Annotated in this window: 18 protein-coding genes; 5 read left to right on the top strand and 13 right to left on the bottom strand. The window is 71.3% G+C overall.

Annotated features, from left to right (window positions below; translation table 11 throughout):
* Positions 1–26: 26 nt before the first annotated feature.
* Genes WMF29_RS10495 through WMF29_RS10505 form a run of 3 tightly spaced genes read right to left on the bottom strand, consistent with a single transcriptional unit; the run spans position 27 to position 3,117 of the window.
* Positions 27–1,187 (bottom strand): lysylphosphatidylglycerol synthase transmembrane domain-containing protein, encoded by a 1,161-nt coding sequence (locus WMF29_RS10495; RefSeq protein ID WP_437328707.1) that lies wholly within the window; start codon positions 1,185–1,187, stop codon positions 27–29.
* Positions 1,180–2,181: a glycosyltransferase family 2 protein gene (locus tag WMF29_RS10500; RefSeq protein WP_437328708.1), complete on the bottom strand. Its 1,002-nt coding sequence runs from the start codon at positions 2,179–2,181 to the stop codon at positions 1,180–1,182. Before WMF29_RS10500 ends, WMF29_RS10495 begins: the two co-directional genes overlap by 8 nt.
* Before the next feature lie 18 nt (positions 2,182–2,199).
* Complete coding sequence (locus tag WMF29_RS10505) at positions 2,200–3,117, bottom strand: methyltransferase domain-containing protein (protein ID WP_437328709.1); 918 nt, start codon at positions 3,115–3,117, stop codon at positions 2,200–2,202.
* A gap of 135 nt (positions 3,118–3,252) precedes the next feature.
* On the opposite strand from WMF29_RS10505, the gene WMF29_RS10510 reads away from it, so the two are divergent.
* Positions 3,253–5,181, top strand: a complete 1,929-nt coding sequence (locus WMF29_RS10510) for a DUF6798 domain-containing protein (RefSeq protein WP_437328710.1) — start codon at positions 3,253–3,255, stop codon at positions 5,179–5,181.
* A gap of 58 nt (positions 5,182–5,239) precedes the next feature.
* On the opposite strand, the gene WMF29_RS10515 is transcribed toward WMF29_RS10510, so the two are convergent.
* Positions 5,240–6,031: a sulfite exporter TauE/SafE family protein gene (locus tag WMF29_RS10515; RefSeq protein ID WP_437328711.1), complete on the bottom strand. Its 792-nt coding sequence runs from the start codon at positions 6,029–6,031 to the stop codon at positions 5,240–5,242.
* Between the two features lie 143 nt (positions 6,032–6,174).
* Between WMF29_RS10515 and WMF29_RS10520 the strand changes: the two genes are divergently transcribed.
* Positions 6,175–8,262, top strand: a complete 2,088-nt coding sequence (locus tag WMF29_RS10520; protein WP_437328712.1) for a hypothetical protein — start codon at positions 6,175–6,177, stop codon at positions 8,260–8,262.
* 113 nt (positions 8,263–8,375) lie between these two features.
* Here the strand turns inward: WMF29_RS10520 and WMF29_RS10525 are convergent, their stop codons facing one another.
* The gene (locus WMF29_RS10525; RefSeq protein ID WP_437328713.1) at positions 8,376–8,807 is read right to left on the bottom strand and encodes a hypothetical protein; all 432 of its coding nucleotides are present in this window, start codon (positions 8,805–8,807) and stop codon (positions 8,376–8,378) included.
* Between the two features lie 406 nt (positions 8,808–9,213).
* Here WMF29_RS10525 and WMF29_RS10530 point away from each other — a divergent pair, with 406 nt between their 5' ends.
* Positions 9,214–11,301, top strand: coding sequence for a hypothetical protein (locus WMF29_RS10530; protein ID WP_437328714.1), 2,088 nt, complete (start codon positions 9,214–9,216; stop codon positions 11,299–11,301).
* Between the two features lie 19 nt (positions 11,302–11,320).
* Here WMF29_RS10530 and WMF29_RS10535 read toward each other — a convergent pair whose 3' ends face one another.
* The 7 genes from WMF29_RS10535 to WMF29_RS10565 form a co-directional block, all read right to left on the bottom strand.
* Positions 11,321–12,388 carry a S41 family peptidase gene (locus tag WMF29_RS10535; protein ID WP_437328715.1) on the bottom strand — a complete coding sequence of 356 codons (1,068 nt, stop codon included), beginning with the start codon at positions 12,386–12,388 and terminating at the stop codon, positions 11,321–11,323.
* A 12-nt stretch (positions 12,389–12,400) separates the two neighbouring features.
* Positions 12,401–13,093, bottom strand: a complete 693-nt coding sequence (locus WMF29_RS10540; RefSeq protein WP_437328716.1) for a DUF3540 domain-containing protein — start codon at positions 13,091–13,093, stop codon at positions 12,401–12,403.
* Positions 13,094–13,109: 16 nt separating this feature from the next.
* On the bottom strand, positions 13,110–14,849 hold the full coding sequence (locus WMF29_RS10545) for a pentapeptide repeat-containing protein (RefSeq protein WP_437328717.1): 1,740 nt from the start codon (positions 14,847–14,849) through the stop codon (positions 13,110–13,112).
* Positions 14,846–17,281, bottom strand: a complete 2,436-nt coding sequence (locus WMF29_RS10550; RefSeq protein ID WP_437328718.1) for a DUF2169 family type VI secretion system accessory protein — start codon at positions 17,279–17,281, stop codon at positions 14,846–14,848. Before WMF29_RS10550 ends, WMF29_RS10545 begins: the two co-directional genes overlap by 4 nt.
* A gap of 25 nt (positions 17,282–17,306) precedes the next feature.
* Positions 17,307–18,425 (bottom strand): hypothetical protein, encoded by a 1,119-nt coding sequence (locus WMF29_RS10555; RefSeq protein WP_437328719.1) that lies wholly within the window; start codon positions 18,423–18,425, stop codon positions 17,307–17,309.
* Between the two features lie 45 nt (positions 18,426–18,470).
* Entirely contained in the window at positions 18,471–19,724 is a 1,254-nt protein-coding gene (locus WMF29_RS10560; RefSeq protein ID WP_437328720.1) for a hypothetical protein, read from the bottom strand.
* Positions 19,725–20,005: 281 nt separating this feature from the next.
* Positions 20,006–21,127, bottom strand: a complete 1,122-nt coding sequence (locus WMF29_RS10565; RefSeq protein ID WP_437328721.1) for a DUF4419 domain-containing protein — start codon at positions 21,125–21,127, stop codon at positions 20,006–20,008.
* 787 nt (positions 21,128–21,914) lie between these two features.
* On the opposite strand from WMF29_RS10565, the gene WMF29_RS10570 reads away from it, so the two are divergent.
* Together WMF29_RS10570 and WMF29_RS10575 are read left to right on the top strand one after the other, a co-directional pair.
* Positions 21,915–22,658 (top strand): Bax inhibitor-1/YccA family protein, encoded by a 744-nt coding sequence (locus WMF29_RS10570; protein WP_272101671.1) that lies wholly within the window; start codon positions 21,915–21,917, stop codon positions 22,656–22,658.
* A 128-nt stretch (positions 22,659–22,786) separates the two neighbouring features.
* A complete protein-coding gene (locus WMF29_RS10575) occupies positions 22,787–23,173 on the top strand; it encodes a cupredoxin domain-containing protein (RefSeq protein WP_437328722.1) in 387 nt (128 codons plus the stop codon).
* A gap of 33 nt (positions 23,174–23,206) precedes the next feature.
* On the opposite strand, the gene WMF29_RS10580 is transcribed toward WMF29_RS10575, so the two are convergent.
* Entirely contained in the window at positions 23,207–23,716 is a 510-nt protein-coding gene (locus WMF29_RS10580) for a hypothetical protein (protein WP_437328723.1), read from the bottom strand.
* Positions 23,717–23,968: the final 252 nt, after the last annotated feature.

Here is a 23,968-nt window from a genome sequence, read left to right on the forward strand (position 1 = left end):
GGAAGGGAGGAGGACGACCGCGGGGATCAGGCCGGCCCTGCGCCCGGCTCCCCGGCCTCGGCCTGCTGATCCCCGGCGGCGGCCAGCGCGTCCTTCGGCGAGATCCGCTCGACGAGCAGCGCCGCTCCCGCGCCCAGGAACGTCACCCCGATCTGCAGCACGTACAGCCAGAACACCGCGGCGGATCCGGGGCCGACCACGTCGCGCGGGGCGATGTACATCGACAGCCCTGCGTAGACCGAGATCTGGAACGCGCCGAAGAACCCGGGCGCGTTGGGCACGAGCACCCCGAGCGCGAGCACGCCCATCACCACGCACGCCTGGCCGAAGGTGAGCCCGGTGACGCCCGCGCCCCGGCACACCATCCAGATGCCGGCCGCATTGACGGCCCAGTACACCACCGTGACCGCCAGGAACGGGCCGGTGTAGCGGAAGCGGGGCAGGAAGCGCAGGCCGTCGGCCACGTGCTCCACGCGGTCGGCCAGCCAGACGCCGAGCCGCGGCGAGACAAGCCCGACGACCCGCTCGGTGGTGCGGCGGGCCCAGGCGCGCCGCCAGTAGAACACCCCCATGGTCACGAAGCCGGCGAAGAAGACGGCGAGCGCGGTGTACGCGGCGCCGGGGACCACCGCCGCCGAGACCTGCAGCTCGCCGATGCGGTCCGGCAGGGGGTCGAGGGGCCTCGCGATCTGCAGCGCGGTGAAGAGCAGCGCGCTCAGGTAGAGGCCGTCGAGCACCCGCTCGGCGCCCACGCTGCCCGTGGCCGCCCAGCCCGAGATGCCGCCCTGCTGGCGGATGAGCGCGGGGCGCACCAGCTCGCCCATGCGGAAGGGCAGGAGCAGGAGCGCGCCGTAGCCGATGAACGAGACGGTGAGCACCCGCCGCATCGACACCGGGCGCAGCGGCCGGAGCAGCCAGTACCAGCGCATCGCGCGCAGGGTCAGCACGAGCAGCCACACCGCGCCGTAGGCCACGGGGACCCACGCGGGCACGCGCGCGAGGTGCTCGGCCGCCGGCACGACCGGCAGGGTGCCGGCGCGCATCAGCCAGACGAAGCAGCCCGCGACGACGAGCGATCCGAGGAGCCCCAGCGCGCGGCGCCGGGCGAGGTTGCCGGCAGTCGGCGTGGCGCGTGCGGCGCGCGGCGCGCGCGCGTCGCCCTCGTGGACCGGGGCCGGCTCAGCCATCGGCGCCGCTGCCCGCGCGGTCCGCGTCGGCCCGGGCCGGGGCGCCGCGGTCCTCGCGCGCGCCGCCGTCCTCCCCGGGCCGCGGGCGCCGCACGAGGAACATCGGCCGGTGCTTCACCTCGTCATAGATCACCGCCACGTAGAGCGCGATGACCCCGACGCTGGTGAGCAGGAGCCCGCCGAGGATGAGCTGGAGCAGGATCACCGTGGTGAACCCGCTGAGCGCCTCGCCGTCCAGGTAGCGCCACAGGGTCTGCGCGCCGAGCCCGGCCGCGAACACCAGGGTGCCGAAGCCCATGGCCGTGACCATCTTCAGCGGCAGCGCCGAGAAGGCGATGAGGTTGCGGATGGAGTAGCGGATGAGGCCGACCAGCGACCATTTGGTGGTGCCGTGCAGGCGCTCTGCCACGGTGAAGGGGATCTCGGTGGTCCGGAAGCCCACCCAGGTCACGAGGCCCCGGAAGAAGCGGTTGCGCTCCGCGCATTGCATGAGCGCGTCGACCACCTGGCGGTCGATCAGCTTGAAATCGGAGGCGCCCCGGAAGTCGCCCCGCGCCGCGCCGGCCATGAGCGCGTTGAACACCCAGGTCATCATCCGGTAGAGGAGGCTCTCGCGCGCCCGCGTCTCCTTGACGGCGCTCACCACGTCGTAGCCCTCGGCCCAGAGCTCGACCATGCGCGCGATGAGCGAGGGCGGGTGCTGCAGGTCGGCGTCCATGAAGATGAGCGCGCGGCCCCGCGCCTCGCTCAGGCCGGCGGCCATCGCCGCCTCCTTGCCGAAGTTGCGCGCGAGCGGCACCGGGCGCACCCGCGGATCCGCCGCGGCCGCGGCCAGGAGCCGCTCCAGGGTGCGGTCGCGGGAGCCGTCGTCCACGCAGACGAGCTCGTAGCTCCGGCCGATCTTGTCGAGGTGCGCACGCACCACCTCGAGGCTGTGCTCGATGGCCGGCTCCTCGTTGTAGACGGGGATGACGACCGAGATGTCCACGCTCACCGCCGCGCCCTCCGCCGGCTAGCCGGGCCGCCGCGCGACGACCTTCATGCCGTGGCCGCGATCGGCGAGGCGGCCGGCGAAGTACACAGCCGCCAGCACCGAGTTCACCAGCGGACCCTGCCGCATCTCCGCCGAGCGGAAATTCTCCCAGAGCAGCGGGTCGGGATCGATCGCCAGCACCTCGTAACCGGTGTCCTCGAGCAGCGCGCGCATGGCCCGCTCGGTGAAAAAAAAGAAATGCTCGGCGTGGTAGATCTTGAGCACCGCGTCCTTGTAGCGGCCGCCGCTCAGCTGGTAGCTGAGGTCGGCCACCTTGTAGAACGGCGAGCGGAGCGTGGGCGTGCGCAGGAAGAGGGTCCCGCCTGGCCGGAGCATCTCGCGCATCGCCCGGAGCGGCGACACCACGTCGTCGAAATGCTCGATGACGTCCATCATGGTGATGGCGTCGAGCGAGCCGCGCAGCCTGTCGAGGAGCGACTCCACCGGCCCGCACAGCGCCCGGTCCTCGCCGAGCAGCGCCGCGGCCTTCCGGCAGGCGTCCTCGGAGATGTCGCAGCCGAGCGCGTCGTAGCCCGCCTCGCGGAGCTGGGCCGCGAACTGGCCGGTGGAGCAGCCCACGTCGAGCACCCGGCCCGACGGGGCGTAGCGCTTCAGCACGCCGACGCGCTCCTGGTTCTCCTTGCGGTACGCCTCGGCGCGCCGCGCGTCCTCCTCGCCGCCCATCCGCTCGTGGTACTCGGAGCGGTAGAACGCCGCGATCTTCTCGCGCGGCGCCGGCAGCCGGAAGCGCAGGCCCGAGGCGGGGCACTCGAAGATGCGCGCCTCGCTGGTGCGCACGCCCCACGACGACTCCACGCCCTCCTCGGCCTGCACGTCGAGGAAGACACGCGCCCGCACGCCCGAGAAGGAGGGAATGGGGCAGGTGGGCGCCTCCACGGACCCAGAGGATCCGAAGGAACGGCGGCTTCGGAGCAGCTCCGCGATCACGGCCGGAACTTGGCCGAACCCGCCGCGCGCTGTCAAGACATCACGCACGCCTCGTGTCACCTGTGCTAGGGCTCGCGCCGCGAGATGGGGACCAAGATGGGGACCGGGCCCGGTGCACCCGAGGCCGACATGGCCGGGGATGACGAGACCACCGCCGGCGCAGACGGCGGGGAGAGCTCCGGCGCGGAGGGCGCAGACGGCGAGGAGAGCTCCCCGCGCGCCGCCGGGCCCGAGGCCGCCGCGCCGGCGGTCGGGCCGGCGCGGCCCTCGCCGCGGCAGAGGCTCGCGCCGCTCCTCCCCGAGCTGCCGGCCGCGCTCATCGCGCTCGTCATCTCCGTCTGCTTCGGGCTGAGCTACGGCGTCAATTACGGCGCCAGCAACCAGACGGCGTACATGCTGGGCGCCCTCCGGCTGCTCGATCCCAGCGTGCTCACGAAGGACTGGTACGCGACCGGCCCGGCCAACTACCACCCGGCCTTCTCCTACGTGGGCTGGCTGCTGCTCGCCATCGACCGCGGCGGCGCGGCGGTGGGCTGGGGCCTCGTGGTCACCGCGACGCTCGGCGCCATGTGCGTGTACTGGCTCGCGGCCGAGCTGCTGAACGACCGGCGCCTCGCGCTGGCCACCTTCCTGCTGGTGATGGCGATCGCCTTCGTCACCCGCACCGACAGCGTCGCGTCCAGCTACATCTTCGATTTCATCCTGCAGCCCTCCACCCTGGGCAGCCTCTTCCTCCTCGCGGCGCTGCCTCCCCTCGTGGCCGGTCGCACCCTGCTCTCGGGCGTGTTCCTCGGTCTGAGCGGGCTGTTCCACGCCAATTATCTCGTCCTCGGGATCGGCACCTTCGGCCTCGCCCAGCTCCTGCTCGGCTGGAGGGACGGCTGGAAGGATCTGGCGCGGCGCATCGCCATGCAGGTCGGGCCGGCCATCGCGGTGTTCCTGCTCCTCTCCCCGCTCATCCTCCGCTCGGTGCGCTCGCCGGACGCGGCGTTCGCGCAGGAGATCCTCTTCAACATCCGCTCGCCGCACCACTACGCGCCCAGGACTTACAAGGGTAACTTCTTCCCGGTGGCGGCGTGGCAGATGTTCGGCCTCGGCGCCGGCGGGTGGCTCTTGCGCGGCCGGGAGGGGCGCGGGCGCCGCCTCGGCGCGGTGGTGCTCGCGATGGCGATCGTCATCTGGACCGGGACGCTGCTCACCACCTGGGTGCAGATCCCGCGCGTCGCGCAGCTCTTCGTGTGGCGCTTCGCGCCGTTCCTCGACCTCCTCATGCAGCTGCTCGCCTGCGCGGCCTCGGCGAGCATCGCGGCCCGCCCCTCCCTCTTCCGGCGCATCCCGCCCGCGGGCCTCGCGCTGACGCTGGGCGGCTTCGTCGCCCTGGCCATGTTCGACAAGGAGGGGGATCTGGCGCCGCCGCTCCTGCTGGCCCTCGCGCCCGGCGCCGCGGGCGCCCTCGTCGGCGCGGCGGCGTCGCTGCTCGAGCGCCGGGGCGTCGGTCTCGCCCCGGCGCGCGCATTGCTGTTGCGCTTCGGCGCTTATGCGATCGTCGCCTACGCGGCGTTCGCCTGCCTCCGCCTCGGCGTGCCCAAGGTGAGGGGCTACGAGGAGCGGTCCAACGTGATCAAGGGCATGCGCGGGCCCGAGGCCGATATGTACGCCTGGATCCGCGCCAACACCCCGAAGGACGCGGTGTTCCTCACGCCGCCGCAGCTGGAGCGCTTCCGGCTCCTCGGCGAGCGCGCCATCGTGGTCGACTGGAAGGGCAGCGCCTACGTGCCCAGCGAGCTGGTGGAATGGTACCGGCGGCTGGAGGACGTCTCCGGGCGCAAGGGCTTCCGGCGCTCGGACGACCTGGCCGACGGCTACGGGGATCTCGACGCCGCCCGGCTCGACCCGCTGCAGAAGAAATACAAGTTCGATTACGTGGTGGTGGGCCGGGGCCGGCAGAGGGACCTGCCCGGCAAGGTCGTCTATCAGAATTCGCGCTTCGTGATCCTCGACCTCGCCGGCTGAGACGTGATCGGGACTTGATCGGAACTTGATGCTCGCCGCGGGTCGCGTAGCGTCCGGGCTATGCGCCGAACCGGTCCCACGCGAGCTTGACCGTGAGCGTCAGGCCGAGCGCGACGACGAACCACCGCACCTTCCTTGGCTCGATGCGGCGGGCGACCACGGCGCCGGCGAGCGAGCCGACCACCGCCGCCGCCATCATGATCGGCGTGGCGACCGCGTCGACCGCGCCCGCGAACAGGAACGCGAGCGCCGCCACGCCGTTGATCAGGCTCGCGAGCACCGTCTTGATCCCGTTCAGCCGGTGGATGTCCACGTCGCCCGCGAACGAGGAGAGCAGCGCCAGCATCATGATGCCGATGCCCGCGCCGAAGTAGCCGCCGTAGACGCTCACGAGGAACTGGAGCAGGAACACGAGCCACGGCCGGGAGGGCAGCGCGAAGCGCTCCGCGCCGGGGTCCGCGCCGTCCTTCGCGGAGGGCTTCGCCGGGCGCAGGTTCTGCCAGAGCAGGAGCAGCGTCGCGATGAGCACGAGCCCCGGCACCGCGGCGTCGAACACGCGCTGCGGGGTTACGAGCAGGAGCGCCGAGCCCACGACCCCGCCGAGCAGCGACGGCAGGAACAGGACGCCGAGGACCCGGTAGTCCCGGGCGAGCTCGCGGCGGTACGCCCACGCCGACGCGAGCGACGCCGGCGTGAGCGCCACGGCGTTCGTCGCGTTCGCGGCGAGCGGGGGCAGCCCCGCCGCGATCGCAGCGGGGAACGACACCAGCGTGCCGCCCCCGGCCACCGCGTTGATGGCGCCGGCCACGGCGGCGCCGCCGGCGAGGAGTGCCGCTCTGGTCAGATCCACGGCGCGAGATCGCCCGAGCCCCGCCGGCCTGTCAACCGCCGCGCCGCGCCGGCCGCGCCGCGCTTGAGCGGGCGGGCGCGGCGCCCCTAGGATGGCATCGCGGCCGACACCGGCGGTCGCTCCTCCTCGAAGAGCCGAGCGACATGCCGCGATCCTTCCCGCACCTCCCCGCCGCGCTGCTCTTCGCCATGGCCTGTGGCGCGCTCGCTCCAGCGGCCGCCGGCGAGGGGCAGCCCGAGCGCGCGCGCGTCTGGGTGGCCGACGACGGCACGCGCGTCCGCCGGGAGGACGTCGGCCTGCCGCTCTCGCGCGGCGAAGGAAACGCGGTCTTCCGGCCCGGCGAGCCGATCCGGCTCGGCGCGCTCCGCGCGGAGGTCGTCGCCTTCCAGGTCGTCGTCGAGGCCGGCGCCGAGCCCGTGCGCGGCGTCACGGTCGAGCTCTCCGCGCTCGGCCCCGCGGCCGGCCCGGGCGCGCCGGCCAAGACGCCGCCGGCGCTGCAGCAGCCCGCGCACGGGCAGGGAACGGCGCCTGGACAGGGCGCGGGCGCGGCGCCCGCGGGGGCGATCTCGATTCGCCGGTTCGTCGAGCACTACGTCGAGATCACCCAGCGCTCGCGCAACGAGCAGCGCCCCCGGGAGTCGCTCGGGTGGAGCCCCGCGGCGCGGCCGCCCGACGACCTGCACCTCGGGTTCCTTCCCGACGCGCTCATCCCGGTCGAGCTCGCGCCCCCCTGGGCGCCGTACCCGCTCGAGGTCGGCGCGCGCGAGACCCGGGCGGTCTGGATCGATCTCCACGTCCCGGAGGGCGCCATCCCCGGCGCTTACGAGGGGAGGGTGGTGGTCGGATCGGCGTCGCACGGCGAGCTCGCGTCGCTCGATCTGAGGCTCGACGTCGCCCCCGCGACGCTGCCGTACGGCGCGGTCGACTTCATCGCGTTCTACGACGTCGACGAGATCGCCGCGCGGGTCGGCGACGGGCCCGCCGTGGAGCAGCAGCTCTGGCAGCTGCTCCACGAGCACCACGTCGACGGCTTCGCGTCGGTCCGGAGCCCCGCCGAGGTCGAGCGGCTGCGCGCGGCGATCGACGGCTCGCTCTTCACGGAGGCCCACGGCTACCGGGGGCCGGGCGCGGGCGTGCCGCCCGGGGCGGTGGCGCTCGGCGCCTATGGCGGCTTCGGCGATCCCGGGGAAGCGGCCCTCCGCCGCGTCGAGGCGGTCGCGGATCTCCTCCCGCCGGCGGTGGACGACGTGATGCTCTACGCGATCGACGAGCAGTGCGAGAGCCCCCGCGGGCCCGGCTGGCGCCGGCTGATCCGCGGCTCGCGCCTGTCGTCGCGCGTCCTCGTGGGGCACTCGTGCGGCGAGGTCCCTCCGGTGGAGCAGGACGTCGACCTCGTGCTCACGCCGGCGAACCGCTTCGACTCCACGTGGGCGCGGGCCGCGCGCGAGGCGGGCAAGCGGCTCTGGGTGTACAACGGCGCGCTGCCGCGGACCGGCACGTTCATGATCGACGCGCCGCTCACCGGGCTCATGGCCGACGGCTGGATCGCGGCCTCCCACGAGGTGGACCGCTGGTTCCTGTGGGAGACGGCGTTCTGGCACGACGGCAACCGCGGCGGCCGAGGGCCCATCGACCCGTTCACGGTCGCCGAGAACTTCCACAACCGCGACGGCGACGCGTGCCTCGGCGACGGCATGCTGCTCTATCCCGGGACGCAGCGGGGCGCGTTCTCCTCCCGATCCGTCGGCTTTCCCGGCGTGCTCCCCTCGATGCGCCTGAAGAGCCTTCGCCGCGGGATCCAGGACGCCGGCTACATCGCGCTCGCGAGGTCGGCGTCGCCCGGCGCGGTGGACGCGATCGTCAAGGAGGTGATCCCGGCCGCGCTCGACGAGGCGCTCGACAGCGCCCCCGCCGCGTGGAGCGCCGACGGCGCCCCGTTCTTCAGGGCGCGCGCCGCGCTGCGCGCCCTGATCCCGGCCGGCGCCTCGCTCGACGCCGCCGGCGTCCGCCGCGCGCTCGCCGAGGCGGCGGCGGCGCGCCGCGCGCTCGTCCCGCTCCCCCGCGCGGGCGGCGAGGCGGACGGCGCGGGACAGGCCAGCCCCTGGCCTCTCGGCCGGTGGAGCACGACGGCGCGGCTCATCGCCGCCGCCGCGCTGGGCGCCGCCGTGCTCGCGCTGGCCATCGGGCTCTACCGCCGTGGGAAGCCAGGGCGGGGGGCCGAGGGGCGCTGATCGGCGTACGCCTCACTCGCCTGCCTGGCGGCTGAGCCCGTATCCCACTGCGCCCCGCTAGTATGAAGAGGGTTATCGCCGGCGGGCCGAGCGGCGTTTGGGGCTCGTCGAACTCAGGATGATTGCTGGATGATGAGCTGCTGCGTCGCCCTGCGCTCGCCCACGACGGCGACCACCGTCTCGGAGGCGAGCCCCGCCGCGCCCTGCGACGTGCGGCGGATCGTGCCGAGCAGCGCGAACCAGCCGAGCTGGCTGCTCGAAAGGGCGCGCTCGCTGATTCCGTCCACGCGGGCCAGCGTCTTGCGCGCGATCCGGAACACGCTGCGATCGACCCCCTCGATCAGGTCGAGCGTGGCGCTGAGCCGCTCCTGCGTCTCGACGCGCACGTCCTCGAGGAACCCGAACCCCGCGCGCACGACCTCCTCGACGACGCCCAGGCTGCCATCAACCCAGGTGTAGATCAGGCCCTCTTGCGGAATGCTGAGCCTCGCGCGATCGGAACCATTGCTGCCGGACGCGGCCTGGCCGGAGATGCTCTCGTTCATCTCGAACCCCCTTCCTCAAAATGGCTCGCAGGCCATTCGCCTGCTGCGAACCCATTATCAACAACCGAGTTCTCGGATGGGTTATCACAGGGCAACAATGGCGTGAACTCTTTCTTTGTCATCTGGTCATCACGATCGCGCCCTCTGGCGCTCTGGTTGGTTGCGTCCGTCGCGTCCGTCGCGTCCGTTGCGTCCGTTGCCTCTTGCGTCCGTTCCCGGGGCCAGACGTGCCGCGCGGCGTGAGGCCGTGGCGACGCCCTTCCAGGCGTGCTGCCGAATCCGCTCTGCCTCGGTAAATTCGCTGAAAACACGCGATAAACGGCCAGCGCGTCGGAGACGTAAGCTGGCGGCCACCGGAAGATCCTTGGTCCTTGGCAGGCGCGCCGCGGCTGGGTACGGTCCCGCGGTGCCCACGAGGCCCGCGAAGATCGAGCGATTTCTGAAGGGAACCACCTTGTCCACGCTGCTTGCCGCCTCCTGCGTCTCCGGCGCACCGCACGGCGAGGCGCCCTCCGCGCCGCCACCTGCCGAGCTCCTGGCCTTCGATTTGCGAGAAGGCCTGATAGACAACCACTTCTTCCGTCGTGGTCATATCGCCGCCCATCTCTTGACGACCTCGGGTGGTTCGCCGCGGCTCATCGTCGCTTTTCCGGCGGGCAACATGGGAATCGCTGTGTGGTTCGATTCTCTGCCCGCGCCGGTCGATCTCTCGGTGGAGGGGGACGTCTCCGGCGTGGAGCGCATGGAGCGCATGGATCGCGCCGAGCGGCCCGGCGTCATGCGCGGCGTGTCGGCGCTCCTCGCGAGCGCGGCGCCGGCGCTGCGTGTCCATCGGGTGATCCTCGGGAGCGTCCGTACGCTCCGCGACGTCGGGCCCGACGCCGAGGTTCCGGCCTGGCTACGGAACGATGTCGAGGCGTTCGCCTCGCCGCGGGGCGCGGCGATCGCCGTGCGGCGCACCACGCTGGACGGCGAGCACCACCTCGAATTGCTCATCGAGCCGCAGGACGGCACGACGGCCGCGCTCGGGGACGACGGCCGGATCGAGCTGGCGGCGGGGCCGAGCGGCCTCCGTGTCCGGGTGACGGCGCTCTCGGACGAGGCGCCGCTCACGCCGGTGCCCCTCGAGGAGCTCGTGACGGAGCGCGCCAGCGACGATCTGCGCCACCGCCAGGCGCTCGGCTTCCTCGCGTACCGGGAGAAGCTGCTGGCCGGATCCTGGCGTTTCCTCACGTACTTCGGCCGGGACACGTTGCTCGCTGTGAGGATGCTCCTGCCCGTCCTCGAGCCGGCGGTGGTCGAGGCGGGCATCGGCTCGGTCCTCGACCGACTGAGCCTGGCCGGCGAGGTCGCGCACGAGGAGGCGATCGGCGAGTACGCCGCGCTCATGCACCTCGATTCGCGCATCCCCGGGGCGCTGCGCGAGCCCATCTACGATTACAAGATGATCGACGGCGACTTCCTCCTCGCGCCGGTCGCCGCCGAGTACCTCCTCGGCACCGCGGCCGGCCGGGAGCGCGCGGCGGAGTTCCTGTCGCGCAGGACGCCGCGGGGCGACACGTACGCGGAGGCGCTCGCGCGGAACGTGTCGCTCGTGCTCCACCTCGCCGCCCCGTTCGCCGAGACAGGGGATCCGATGAAGTTGATCGGGCTCAAGGCGGGCACGAAGGTCGGCGAGTGGCGTGACAGCGAGCAGGGCCTCGCGGGCGGCCGGATCCCCTACGACGTGAACGCCGCGCTGGTTCCGGCCGCGCTCCGCGCGTCGGCGCGGCTGCTCGCGAGCCCGCTGCTCGGCGCGGACGCGGAGCGCGCCGGCCGGGCGGAGCGGCTCGCGCGCGCGTGGAAGGACGCCGGCGTGTTCTTCCATGTGGAGCTGCCGGAGGACGAGGCCAGGCGCCGCGTGTCGTCCTATGCGGAGTCGCTGGGCCTGGACGCGGCGCCGGCGCTCGCGTCGCTCTCGGGGACGCTCTCGTTTCCTGCGGTCGCGCTCGACAGCGAGGGCAAGCCGATCCCCATCATGCACTCCGACGACAGCTTCGTCATGCTGTTCACGGACCCGCCGCCCGCTGCGCTGGAGGAGATCGCGGGCCGCCTGATCCGCCCGTTCCCGGCCGGCCTGCGGACGCCGGTGGGGATCCTCGTCGCGAACCCCGCGTTCGCGCAGGATCCGGCGCTCTGGAGGGAGTTCACGGCGGCCCACTACCACGGGACGGTCACCTGGTCGTGGCAGCAGGCGATGCTCGCCGCGGGCCTCGAGCGGCAGCTCGGCCGCGGCGATCTGCCGGCCCGCGCGCGGGGCGCGCTGGAGCGGGCGCGGAGCGCGCTCTGGGAGGTCATCGCGGCGACGCGCGAGGAGAGCACGCGGGAGCTCTGGAGCTGGGCCTTCGAGGGCGGCTGTTACAAGCTGGTGCCCTTCGGCGCGGAGCGATTGCACCACGACGAGTCGAACGCGGTGCAGCTCTGGAGCACCGTGTACCTCGCGGTACGCCCCTGAGCCGAGCGGCGCCTCGCCCTCAGGCCTTCGCGCCGGCGATCAAGTCCATCAGCGATCGCCGCTCCCCGCCGCGATCAGGCCCTTCACTCCCCCCCAGCTCGACGTCCGGCCGGATCCCCGTCCCCTGGATCGGCTCTCCGCCCGGCAGGACCATCCTCGCCGCCAGCGCGAGCACCGGCGCGCGATCCTCCGGATCCGCCGCGACCTTCAGCGCCGTCCCCTTTCCGTACGTGCGCTCGCCCGCCACGACCGCCCTCCCGTGCCACTGGAGGCAGCCGGCGAAGAGCTCCGCCGCCGACGCCGTCCCGCCGTTCACCAGGATCCACAGCGGCACACGGCACGGATCGCGGTGGCTCGACCGGTACACGATCTCGTCGCCGTCCGCGTCGATCGCCCTCCCGAGGACGCTCCCCGGCTCCAGGAAGTCGCCCGCGAGCTCGAGAAAGGCCGTGAGCTCCCCACCGGGGTTGTCCCGCAGATCGAGCACGAGCGTCTCCAGCCCTTCGGCCTCGAGCGCCTTTACCGCCGTGTGGACCCGGGCGGGCACGTCCAGCGAGAAGGTGCGGATCTTCACGTACCCGACCCCCGGCTCGAGCTGGACGCTCTCGACGGGCGACGCGCCCCCGCACGGGTGGAGCGACGCGACCAGCGCGTCCAGATCGGCCAGCATCGGGGCGCCGGCGGGCCGCGCGCCCCCGGCGGTACCCGCGTTGTACGTGATGAAGACGTTGGTCACGCTCGGCAACACCTGGACGCCGATGAAGCAGTTGTAATTGTTGCCGGCCCTCGGAGAGAGCAGCGACGTGGCGGGGGCATAGTTGACGAAGACCCGCACGTTGCCGAACGTGTACTGGCCTGTTCCCATGAAGGTCCAGTGCAGCGTTCCCAGCCAGTCGCCCATCGTGAGGATCGCGCGCGCCAGGAGGCTCAGCGCAGGCCCCATCGAGAACCACACGTTGAACGAGAACGGGAACTTCACCGCGTTCGGGTCGAAATTGGGGAACGGGAACGGGCCGAGCGCAGGCGACATGCAGACGTCGGGGAACCCGGCGCTCATGCCTGTACACTTGTTGTTCGCAGGGAGCATCGCGCCGGCCTCCTATCCCAAGAGGATCTGCTTGCCGTTCACCGTGACCGTCTCCTCGGTCAGGATCGTGGCGTTCCTCGCCTTCGTGAACGCCGTCTTCTCCACGACCGTGTGCGACTCGCTCGCTTGAACGCTCAGCAGCGCGCTCACCCGCTGGACCATCGAGGTGAACCTCTGGACCACCGCGTCGGCCACCATCCGGATCTTGCCCGCCTGCACCTCGAGCTCCGGCCCCCGGATCGCGACGCCCTTGTCCCCGGACAGCGAGAGCTCTCCGTCCCTCGCGTGCACCGCCACGTCCCCCTGGAGCGACAGCACTGTCCGACCCGCGCCGTGGAGCACGCCGATGGCGTAGTAGCGCTCCTCCCTGCCGATGACGAGCAGCGTGTCGCCCACGGCGGGCTCGTAGGGCAGCGCGAGCGCCATCTCGACGGCGACCGGCTGGCCGCCCGGCAGCTCCACCGCGATCGCGCCCCCCTCCGCCGCCGTGACCCGGCCCGGGCCCAGGTACTCCCTCGGGAGCGCCGCGACGCCCGCCTGCCCGGCGCCGTCGGCCGCCGCGGCCCCGTCCCGCGGGAGGCCGATCCGCAGCACGTCCGCGCCGCGCGGGCCGTGCGCGCCGTACGCCCGAGGCGCGTTCTCCTCGCCCGCCGGCGCATCCACCCGCACGGCCGCCGCGCGATCGCTCTCCTTCATGGCTCCCATCGACATCGCTCCTCCTTCATTGCGAGCGCCGCTCGGGCGGCATCCATGCTTCGGCCTCCAGGCGATCCACGTCCGTGCGCCTCGCCGTGGCGAGGTTGGCGTCGAGATAACGTGTCTTCTCGTCGCGGACGTGGTGCAGGTTCGCCCAGTGCAGGTCCGCGCCGGTGAAGTCGGCGCCCGAGATGTCCGCGTGCGAGAGATCGGCGTAGTGCGCCTTGACCCCCACGAACAGCGCCTCGGTCGCGCGGACCTCGTGCATCACCGTCTCCCGGATGTCGGCCCCCGCGAGGTTCGCCCCCGAGAGATCGGCCTTCACGAAGATCGCATTGCGGAGCATCGCCTGCGTCAGCCCGGCGCCGGCGAGCACGCCCTCGCCGAAGAAGGCGGCCTTCGCCATCGCGCCCGCCAGCGAGGCCTGCCGCAGGTTCGCCCCCTTGAAGTTCGCGTTCGCCAGGATGGCGCCGTCGAGGCGCGTCCGCTCCAGGTTGCACGAGGTGAAGTCGCAGTTCGACAGGTTGCACCCCGAGAGGTCCATCCCCGAGAGGTTCCCGAGCGCGAAGAAGCACCGCGAGATGGTCAGCCCGGAGAGCGACACCCGCGTCAGGTCCACGCCGGAGAAGTCCACGCAGTCGAAGATCGCCTTCTCGAAGGTGATGCCCTCCACGACCGCCGTCCGCAGCGTGGTCTGCGACACGAGCGCGCGCGTCAGGTTCGCGCCCGTCAGGTTGGCTCCCTCCAGCACGCAGCGCACGAGCCGCGACCCGGACAGGTTCGCGCCCGAGAGATCGGCCTCCTTGAAGACCACCATCTCGAGGTCCCTGCCCGAGAGATCCGCGCCCGGCAGCCGCGCCCGGTACAGCATGCACGACCTCACCGTCGCGCCCCGGAAGTCCGCGCCGGTGAGGTCGCAGCTCGCGAGCACCGTCTGGTCGAGCGTCGCGCCCCGGAAGCTCGCGCCCCGGAGGTCCGTGCCCTGGAGCGACGACAGCGTGAGGTTCGCGTTCTCGAAGCTCACCCCGGAGAAGTCCATCCCCTCCAGCGCCGCGCCAGCGAGGTCCGCCCCGGAGAGGTCGAGCCGGCCGAGGCGCGCGCCGTCGAACACAGTCTTCGTGAGCTTCTTCGGGAGCACGGCCTCCCGGAGATCCGCCTTCAGGAACACAACCGTGTCGAGCTCTGCGCCCGACATATCGGCCCGCGTCAGGTTCGCCTCGGCGAACGACGAGCCCTCGATCCGCGCCTGCGACAGCGAGGCGCCCGAGAGATCCGCCCGCGTGAACGACGACTGCGAGACGGTCGCGCCGTCGAGCGCCGCGCCCGACAGGTCGGCCAGGTCGAGCCGCGTGCCCTTCAGGGTCGCCCCGGACAGCTCCGCCCCCGCGAGCTTCGACTCGGCCAGGTTCGCCTCCTGGAGTCGCGCGCCGCGCAGGTTCGCCCCGGTCAGCTGCCCGCGGACCAGGCTCGCCCCCGTGAGGTTCGCGCCGGCGAGGTTCGCGCCCGAGAGGTCGCTCTGGGCGACGGCCGCGCCCTGGAGATCGGCGCCCGACAGGTCCGCGCCGCGGAGCGCGCACCAGGCCATCTTGATGCCGCGGAGATCGGCCCCCGAGAGGTCCGCTCCCTCCAGCTGCACCCGCCCGAGCTTCACGCCGCGCAGCCGCGCCTTGCGGAGATCGGCCCCCCGCAGATCCATGTCGCCGAGCGTCCTGCCCTCGAGCGCCTCGCCCGCCTGGAGCAGCGCCCTCAGCTCGTCCGGGGTCATCGATCTCGCTCCAGCGTCGACTTCTTCAGGTTCGCCCCCCTGAAATCACAGCCGGATCCCGAGGTCTCGTAGAATTTTGCATCGTAGAGGTTCGCGTCGACGAACTTCGCCTCCGGGACCCGCGCCTTGAGCAGGTCCGCCTCGAAGAGGTTCGCCCGCGTGAAGTCGGCGCGCGTGAGGTTTGCCCTGTCGAACCGGGCGCCCCGCACGTTGGCCCCGAAGAAGATCGCGCCGTCGGCCGTGGCCTCGCTGAAGAGGGCGCCCGTCAGCACGGCGAGGCTGAGATCCGCGCCGGTGAGGGTCGCGGCCATCCACACGCTCCCGTCGCCCCGCGCGCCCGTGAAGCTCGCGCCGGTCAGGTCGGACCCGGAGAAGCTCGATCCTGTGAGGGTGGCGCCCGCGAACGTGGCGGAGGCGCCCTTGACCTTCGACACGAAACACCGCGTGAGCGAGGCCTGCGACAGGTCCGCGCGCTCGAGCACGGTGTCCTCCAAGAAGGCCACGGCCCACGCCGCCCCGCGCGCGACGGCCCCCGTCATGTCCGCCCTCGAGAAGACGAGCTGCGACCCTTGTGTGCCCGAGAGATCGGCCTCCATGAGCCGCGCGCCGTCGAACGTGGCGCCCTCCAGCGTGGCGCCGCGGAAGACGGCGCGCTCCGCCCAGGCGCTCTGGAGGGTGGCGAGGGTCAGGTCCGCGCCCGTGAAATCCGCCTCCCTCACGTCGGCGTCGAACAGCACGGCCTGCCTGAGGGTGGCGCGCGTGAGCCTGGCGCCCCGGAGGTTGGCGCCCGTCAGGATGGCGCCCGTGAGGTTCGCGCCGGTCAGATCGCGGCCGCTCAGGTCCTGCTCGCTGAGGTCCTGGTCGCGGAGGTCGCTCCCTGGCCCGATCTGCCCGGGCGGCCGAGGCGGGGCCGTGGAGAGGCCCATCGACGCGAGCTTCGGATCGCTCGCGAGCTTGTCCCACGCCGCGAGCGCCGGGACCTGCGTCCCGCGCGCGGCCGCGAGCCCCTTCGCCTCCTCCACCGCCCGCGCGACGCGCCGGAAGGCCGTCCGGAGCGCCGCGTCCATCAGCATGGGCGACGCGGCGGAGCTCATCGGCGGCAGGGCCTGCGAGGCCTTCGGCAGGTTGCGCAGCGCCTCCGCGATGACGCTGCCGAGGACCTTCCCCCCCGGCAACGCGACGCCCGCGAGCCCCGCCATCGCCCGGCCGATCCTCTCCTGCTGCGGCTTCGCGACGTCGCCGAGCCGCGCCTTGAGCAGCGCCGACAGCGGGTCGAGCCCCGCCGCGCCGCCGCCGCCGGGCGGCGCCGCGCCGTCGCCCTTCTTCTGCAGCGCCTGAAGCGCCCCCCATTCCTCCTTGAGCTCCGGCGCGAGCTGCTCCTCGATCTCGAGCGGGTCGGCCTCGAAGCGCGCGAGGATCTCCCGGTAATGCTCCTCGGGCAGCGCCGGCCCGTCGAGCGGCTCGGAGGCGACCAGCGTGGTGACGCGCGAGAGGTCGTCGTCGGTCACCTCCGTGAGGCCGCGCCACGTGAGGAACAGGGCCCCCTCGTCCAGGTTGGCGAGCAGCGTGTCGAGGTGCATCGGCACCTCCCGGAACCCGCGCTCCGCGTCGTTCGCGAAGACGCGGATCCGGAGGCCCGGCAGCCGCGACCGGAAGACCTCCGCGTCCGGGTGGAGGTTCTGGAACAGGAGCTCCTCGTCGCCGCGCAGGTACGGGAGCCACTGGTCGGGCCGGGCCGAGTTGAAGTACGTCCAGTCGAAGTCGTCGGCGTAGTACGGCGCTCGCTTCTCGCGGTACGCCTTGCCGTAGTTCTTCCCGACCCGGGCGCGCCGATCGGGCCTGTTCGGCGACAGGGGCCCGAACCCCGCGGGCGCCGGCCGATCCGAGCGCGACAGCAGCAGATCGTCCGCGCCCTCGACGTTGGGCAGCTCGCGTGTCCCGTGGCCCCTGCCCACCGGGTTGAGCGGGTGCCCCGGCCCTCCGAAGCTGCGCCGATCGCCGAGGGGCATCCGGTCGAACGGCACGGGATCGCTCATGGCGGGCCCGAGCAGGCCATCCATCCACACGCGCTCGCCGACAACGCGCAGGATCTTCGACCAGGACCCGACGCCGAACCGCACAGGACACTCGGTCATGCGCGCCTTGCCCGGCGTGTGGCACGTGCCGATCAGGAGCACGTCGGCGTGGGGCTTGAAGTCCACCAGATCGCTCGGGTAGAGGCACTCGCCGGTCTGCTCGTGATCGTCGTCGTGGAACACGTCGCCGCGCAGCGTCTCCTGCGCGAGCGCCGGGTGGCCCTCGGGCAGGGAGAGCGGCGCTCCGGGCTCGAGGATGAACTTCGCCCGGACGATCAGGGTCATCTCCGGCTGGGGCGGCCTCCGCGAGGTGACCTTGCCGCCGAAGAGGAACGGGGTGAGATTCTTGTTCGCCATCCGTGAGGGTCGCCGCGCTTGCGCGTCACGTCATGAGGTGGACTGCCGCGATGTTCGTGCGGACGGGCGCGACCTTGCCCCGGTCCAGGGTGACCTTCAACTTCTCGGTCCCCATCGAGAGCGTGGGCCCGATGCTGGCATCGAGCGACGCGGCGACGGTGACGGACGCCTCCAGGCCGATCGTGGCGCTGGCCGAGATGCCGCCCGTGAAGCTCACCTCCGCGCCGAGCGTCGCCTCGATCATCGCCCCCAGGACGACCTCGTTGACCATGCCGAGGTTGATCGTCGTCTCGATCCCGTCGACGACGGTCTTGCTGTTGCCCTGCGTGTAGGAGTCCGCGTCGCCGTACATCTTGTCCTCGGTGTCGGCGTGGGTCTCGGAGATGATCTTGCTCGCCTTCGTAGTGCTCTTGATGGTGTCGGCCTCGGTGTGGTCATCGATGGTCCCGGTGACCGTGGTCGAGGTCGTGATCGACCCCGCCTTCATCGTCGACTTCGACGGTCCATTGACGGTCGTCTCGTCGGTCATCGACGTGGCGTGGGTCTTCGACGTCATCGTGTCCGCCCAGGTCTCGTTGGAGATCGAGGGCACCCGCAGCTTCGCCGAGCCGGTATAGGACGAGATGCTCTTGGCCCACGTCCTGTCGACGATCGTGGGGTTCTCCCCGAGGACGCCCGACGGAGGGAGGCCCCAGGGCGCCGTGAGCGCGTCCAGGTCGCGCGGCGGGCTGTCGTGTCCGGTGACGCTCTCCAGCTTGCTGCCGTAATGGAACTCGAAGGCATCGCCGTGGTAGGTGGTGTGCACCTCGCCCTTCACGGTCTTCTCGCGCAGGCGCTTCTCGCCGCGGGGGCCCTGGATGAAGTCGAACTCGCCCGACCCGTGGAAGGTGATGCTCTTCTCGTTGATCTGCCCGTCCTCCGCCTTCCAGCCGCTCTCGAACTCGCGGCGCCCGAGGACGGTCATCTTGTAGGTGCCCCCGATGACCTCGACCTTGTCGCCCCGCGTGGTGATGACCCGGTTGCCGTCGGTGTGATCTCGCCAGGAGTACTCGTCGCCCTCGGCCGCGCCGATGCGCAGGTACGACGACATGCCGTCGCCGAAATCAGGCACATGGAGGATACCGTACTTGCCATCGCCGGCCATGGGAGCTCCGTATCCGGTGGCGCGTGGAGCGTGGTGCTCGCGCCCTCAAACGAAGAGGTTGAACGCAGAGACGATCTTGTTCGCGAGCGCGATCTCCGTCTTGCTCATGTGGAGCTCCACGCCCGCCGGGCTGATCTCGAGCGTGGGGCCGGCGGAGACGTCGATGCTCCCGGTCAAGCTGAAATCCGCCTTGAGCCCGACGGTCACGTCGACGATGCCGCCGGCCGTGAAGGTCACCTCCGCGCCGAGCGTCGCCTCGATCATCCCCCCGAGGACGACCTCGTTGACCATGCCGAGGTTGATCGTCGTCTCGATCCCATCGACGACGGTCTTGCTGTTGCCCTGCGTGTAGGAGTCCGCGTCGCCGTACATCTTGTCCTCGGTGTCGGCGTGGGTCTCGGAGATGATCTTGCTCGCCTTCGTATAGCTCTTGATGGTGTCGGCCTCGGTGTGGTCATCCATGGTCCCGTCGACCTTGGTGGAGGACGTGATCGACGCGGCGTGCATGGTGGATTTCGACTCCCCCTTGACGGTCGTCTCGTCGGTCATCGAGGTGGCGTTCGTCTTCGTCACCATCACTTCCGCCCAGGTCTCGTCCGTGATCGACGGCACCGGCAGCTTCTCCGAGCCGGTATAGGACGAGATGCTCTTGGCCCACGTCCTGTCGACGATCGTGGGGTTCTCCGTCGGGATCGCCTGGGGCGAGGGCGGGTTCTTGTCATCGATGAAATCATCGGTGACATTCAGCGTGGGGAACGTGTCCGTGCCGGTCTGGCTCTCCTTGATCTTCCCGAAGTAATAGTCGTAGACGTCGCCGTGGTAGACGGTGTGCACCTCGCCCTTGATGGTCGTCTCGACCACCTTCCACGTCCCGCCGTAGTTCTGCACCCACTCGATCGTGGTGCCGCCGCCGAAGGTCTCGCTGACCTCGGTGACGTGCCCTCCCGACACGTCCCAGCCCGCCTGGTGCTCCCCGCGGCCGAGGATGAGCAGGCGGTAGTTCCCTCCGATCACCTCGACCTTGTCGCCCTTGGTGGTCGAGATGCGGTTGCCGTCGGTGTGATCGCGCCAGCCGCCCTTCGTGTGCAGCTTCGCGGTCTCGGCCTTCCGCTCGCCCACGGGCACGAAATCGGGCGAGCCGTCCCGCTTGCGGTCGTCGTCGGTGAACGTCTGAATCCGCTCGGCGAGATCGTCCCCCGCGCTCTCGCCGAGGGGCGCTGCGGCCCCGAGGCGGAGGTAGGACGGTTCCCCGCCGTTGAGATCCGGTACTTCGAGGAGCGCGAACTTGCCTCCGGACACTGGAGCCTCCGAGCGTGATGGACGACGCATGGCGTCGCCGTGTCGCGGACCGCACAATCCTATGTCAGGGTGAGCCGCCCGTCCACGCCGAACTAGAGCGACGGTCACCCGCTTCGGATACGGGCCCACCTCGGCGTTTTCGGTGCTCAGCGCACGGGAGTGCGCTTGCGCGCCGAAAACGCCGATCTGGGCCCGTCTCCTGTGCGGGAGACCGCCGCTCTGCACGTGGCAGAGGTGGGCGGAAATCGCCGTAGAGCGCGCGGCTCACGGGGCCGCGTGGCTCATGAGGCCTCGGCGGGGCGCTGAGCTGCCGATTCGGGGGCTTGGTGCGCGATGGCCCAGACGAACTCCGGGAGGAGCGCGAGGGAGTGCGGGTCCTGCGTGACGCCGATGAGGCCGCTGATGAACTCCATGGGGTGCTCGCGCCTGCTCCCGTCGATGAAGCGCAGCTGGGCGCTGGTCAGGCCGGGCGGCACCTCGGAGAGCCCTGGTCCCTGCGGGTTCCCGAGGCCCCCGAGCGCGTCGCTCCGGGCCTCCGCCGTCCGCCATCGCTCGTGCCATGTCTCGATATAGGGGTTCGGGGCGAAGTAGTCGTTGGGCCAGGCGCGCAGGTAGGGAAACAGCACGTGGATCCACCCGGTCAGCTCGTCGGCCGAGCTCTCGTACCTGAAGAACGCGCGCCAGAACATCGTGTCGGCGCGCCCCTCCGCCGAGGCGGCGATCTGGTCGAGCACAGGCAGGAGCGCGCGGGTCCAGCGATCTTGCCCGACGGAGCCGAGCATCGCCACGCGCTGGCGCACCCAGCGCCAGTCGTCGGACGTGCCGAGCAGGTACACGCGCGGGATCCCGCGCTGCGGGAACTCCATGTCGCCCGGGAACGGCGGCTCCCACGCGTAGTGCGGCGCGAGCGGTGTCGCGACCGTGAGCTCCGACGACACCCGCTCGACAGGCCCCGTGGTGGAGAAATTGGATGTCACGAGGTCCCGCAGCGAGCCGACGCGCGCCGAAATCTGCCTGGAAAAGTCCGGAAACAAAGCCGGCCACGGGTTCACCTCGCCGAGGGTGAAGTCCGGGCGATCGACGACGAGCGCGAACTCGTGATCGTCGGGGAGGAAGCGGCGTCGATGCTCGTCGTTCGCGGCCAGATGGAAGGTGAAGCCGCGCGCCAGGCAGAGCCAGACCACGTCGGGCGAGAGCACGAGGGGATAGCGCTGGGTGAAGGCGGTATAGGCGGCCTGGACGAGCGGGTGGAGGTCCGTGCGCCCCACGAGGGGCAGGCGGTGGCGGTAGGAGGCCTCGATCTGCGAGACGAGCAGGCTCTGCACCGCAGCTTCGCTATCGAATCCCGGCAACGGCGCCGTCGCGGGCTCGACGTCGGCAACGGCGATCGTCGTGACGTTCATGAAACCTCGTCCTCCCCGGGCTGCGCGGCGCGCTCGTGATCCTTCGCTGTCCTTCGTACACGAGCGTGCGGCGCGCGACAACGGGCCGCGTGCAGGCGTCCATCGCGGCTGCGCGACGTGGAGAGGAGCGCGCCCGGGCGCGGCGCGCTCCTGCTGTCCGGCGTGAGCGCTTGGGCCTGGCAAGGTGCTTGTTCCGAGGCATCGATTGTCGATGGTCGTGATCGGTCGTGCTCCGGGTCCGCTGGGAAGCGTGTGCGGTCGTTGTTCCGGAGCGCTGAGAAGCGCTCTGGACCTTTCTCGGATCCTCCCCACGGCGCGCGCAGCCAGGTCGACGGCGCTGTCGCCCGGCGCCGGCGTTGCAGCCGAGCGGGTTGTCGTCGGAAGTGAGAGGTTTTTCTGGATCCGCGCTTCTCTTCGTCGGAAGCGAGAGATTTTTCTATGGATCTTGGCTTGTTTTGGTCGTAATCGAGAGCTTGTTCTCTGGATCCGCGCTGTTGTTTGCCGGATGTGAAAGATTTTTCTCTGGATCCGGGCCAATTTTAGCCGGATCCGAGAGATTTTTCTCTGGACCCGGGCTGATTTTAGCCGGAATCGAGCACGATGTCGGCGCGCCGTTCACGCCGCGCCGGCCCCCCCATGTGCGCGCGATGCCGCTGGAACGTGATTTTTTGCGGGCAGCAGATGGCCGACGGCTGCGCCGTGCCGGTGTTGCATGTCCATGGTGAATGGTGCACGACTAGGCGCTCGTGCAGCCGCGGCGAAATGCCCTGAAGGAGGAGCGCAGCAGATGAACTCACGCCAGGCGAGTCCCCTCGGGGCGAGCGTATCGGCCAGCCCGAAGCTGGCGCTGCGGATCGACTTTCTCAAGAAGGTCTACGGGCTCTTCACGGCGAGCCTGGTCGTCTCCTCCCTGGGCGCCATGTGCGCGCTGTACATCGGGGCGCCGGACGTGGAGGAGGGGGCTCTGGGGCGCGCGATGCCGCCGGTCGTCGAGCTCTTCGCGCAACACCCCATCCTCTCGATGGGCGTCGTGTTCGGCGTGATGTTCGGCGCGCGCGCGGTGCGCAAGATCCCCGGCGTCAACGTCCTCGCGCTCTTCGGGATGGCGGCCGTCCTGGGGGTCACCACGGCGCCTGCGCTCTACATGGCCCAGGCGGCGGCGGGCCTCGGCGGCACCCTGTCGTCGGCCCCGGTGCGGGACACCTTCATCCTGACCGTCCTCACGTTCGGGAGCCTCACGCTAGGGGTCTTCCTCTCGAGGGAGGACCTGTCGTTCATGGCCAGCGGGCTGGTGATGGGCGCCATGGTCGTCCTCGGCGCGATGCTGCTGAACGCCCTGCTCGGGAGCACGCTCCTCGGCCTCGCGATCGCCAGCGTGTCCGTCCTCGTGTTCGGGGGATACGTCCTCTACAACACGTCGCGCCTGCTCCACTCGAACGAAGAGGACCCCGTCGGCGGCGCGCTCGACCTCTACCTCAACTTCATCAACCTCTTCTCGTCGATTCTGCAGATCCTCTCGGGCCGCGGTTGACGGGCTGAACCGGCCGCGTCCACGGCGCGCGCGCCCCCGCGCCCGACCGCCCTCGGGTCTCTTGCCCGGGGCGGACGGCCGGAGGGCGGCTTGACGCGCGATTTGGGCCGAGTAAGAACGCGCTGACCATGAGCCTGCAGCTCCTCGTCGCCGCGTTTGCCCTCTCCCTGTCATCCCTCGCCTGCAGCAAGCCCGCCGAGGAGGCGCCGGTGGTGGCGGCCGCCGAGCTCGCCGCGCCGGCGAACGTCAAGCGCATCGACATCGCGGTGAACGACAGCGGCTTCTCCCCGTCGACGATCGAGCTGAAGAAGGGAGAGCCCGTGGTGCTGCGCTTCACGCGGACGACGAAGAGCGAGTGTCTGAAGGCGATCGCGATTCCCGATCTGAAGATCGAGAAGGACCTGCCGCTGAACACGCAGGTCGAGGTGGCCGTCACCCCGCAGAAGGAGGGGAAGATGGTGCTTCAGTGCTGGATGGCGATGGTCAAGGCGACCCTCAACGTGGTCGGCTCGTGACGCGGCCGCGCCCGTCGCGAGGCGCGCGCGCTGTCAGAGCATGAGCCAGAGCTCGGCGTCGTAGCGCTTCGCGCCGCCGCCCGCGTCCTGCGCCGCGCGGCGCCTCCCGGAGGCGGGCTCCCCCGCGCTGCCCGGCGCGTCGTCCCGGCGCGCCCCGTCGCCTCGAACGGGCGCGCCGGCGTGGGCCACGTCGATCCCGGCCGCGGCGCAGCGGGCGACGGCGAAGCGGAGCATCTCGCGCACGTCGCCCGAGCCGAGCATGCCGCGCGTCCGGTGGCGCGCGATCGCGGCCGCGCGCTCGATGCACTCGGCGCAGGGGGCCACCTCCGATCGGAACCTGAAGAGCAGCGTCCCCTCGGGCCATCCGAGCGCCGACGCCTCGATGCTCACCACGACGAACTCGCCGTCGCGGACCACCCGGGTCCGGGCCGCGCCCGCGCTGTCCTCAGCGGCGCCGTGCGATTCGCCTCTCAGGAGGAACCAGTAACGATCCATGAGGCGCTCGACGTCGTCCGGCTCACCGTGAGCGATGATGTCTGTCATCCGTGACCTCCAATGAGGCAATGTGAGGCCCGCTCCTCGGAACTTCGATGCCAGGGAGAGACAGGAAATGTCCGCCCAGAAGGACAATGTCCGGGCGATCGTGACGCGATGCGTCTCGATGGCGATGTGGTGCGGATTACCGTTGTGGCGGTGGTTTTCGCTTCCCTTTGGGGGCTCCGTGGGTAAGCTCTGCGCCCCCCAACGTGCCCGGCGGGAAGCCGCCCCGGTTCTTCGCTCCGAACCGGCTCGTGA

Origin of the sequence: Sorangium sp. So ce381 (assembly GCF_051473845.1) — a bacterium.
Lineage (GTDB): Bacteria > Myxococcota_A > Polyangia > Polyangiales > Polyangiaceae > Sorangium > Sorangium atrum.

What these genes read in the sequence shown, in the direction of transcription:
- WMF29_RS10495 (WP_437328707.1), bottom strand. Translation starts at nt 1,187, where the DNA reads ATGGCTGAGCCGGCCCCGGTCCACGAGGGCGACGCGCGCGCGCCGCGC.
- WMF29_RS10510 (WP_437328710.1), top strand. Translation starts at nt 3,253, where the DNA reads ATGGGGACCAAGATGGGGACCGGGCCCGGTGCACCCGAGGCCGACATG.
- WMF29_RS10520 (WP_437328712.1), top strand. Translation starts at nt 6,175, where the DNA reads ATGCCGCGATCCTTCCCGCACCTCCCCGCCGCGCTGCTCTTCGCCATG.
- WMF29_RS10525 (WP_437328713.1), bottom strand. Translation starts at nt 8,807, where the DNA reads ATGAACGAGAGCATCTCCGGCCAGGCCGCGTCCGGCAGCAATGGTTCC.
- WMF29_RS10535 (WP_437328715.1), bottom strand. Translation starts at nt 12,388, where the DNA reads ATGCTCCCTGCGAACAACAAGTGTACAGGCATGAGCGCCGGGTTCCCC.
- WMF29_RS10540 (WP_437328716.1), bottom strand. Translation starts at nt 13,093, where the DNA reads ATGGGAGCCATGAAGGAGAGCGATCGCGCGGCGGCCGTGCGGGTGGAT.
- WMF29_RS10545 (WP_437328717.1), bottom strand. Translation starts at nt 14,849, where the DNA reads ATGACCCCGGACGAGCTGAGGGCGCTGCTCCAGGCGGGCGAGGCGCTC.
- WMF29_RS10550 (WP_437328718.1), bottom strand. Translation starts at nt 17,281, where the DNA reads ATGGCGAACAAGAATCTCACCCCGTTCCTCTTCGGCGGCAAGGTCACC.
- WMF29_RS10555 (WP_437328719.1), bottom strand. Translation starts at nt 18,425, where the DNA reads ATGGCCGGCGATGGCAAGTACGGTATCCTCCATGTGCCTGATTTCGGC.
- WMF29_RS10565 (WP_437328721.1), bottom strand. Translation starts at nt 21,127, where the DNA reads ATGAACGTCACGACGATCGCCGTTGCCGACGTCGAGCCCGCGACGGCG.
- WMF29_RS10570 (WP_272101671.1), top strand. Translation starts at nt 21,915, where the DNA reads ATGAACTCACGCCAGGCGAGTCCCCTCGGGGCGAGCGTATCGGCCAGC.
- WMF29_RS10575 (WP_437328722.1), top strand. Translation starts at nt 22,787, where the DNA reads ATGAGCCTGCAGCTCCTCGTCGCCGCGTTTGCCCTCTCCCTGTCATCC.
- WMF29_RS10580 (WP_437328723.1), bottom strand. Translation starts at nt 23,716, where the DNA reads ATGACAGACATCATCGCTCACGGTGAGCCGGACGACGTCGAGCGCCTC.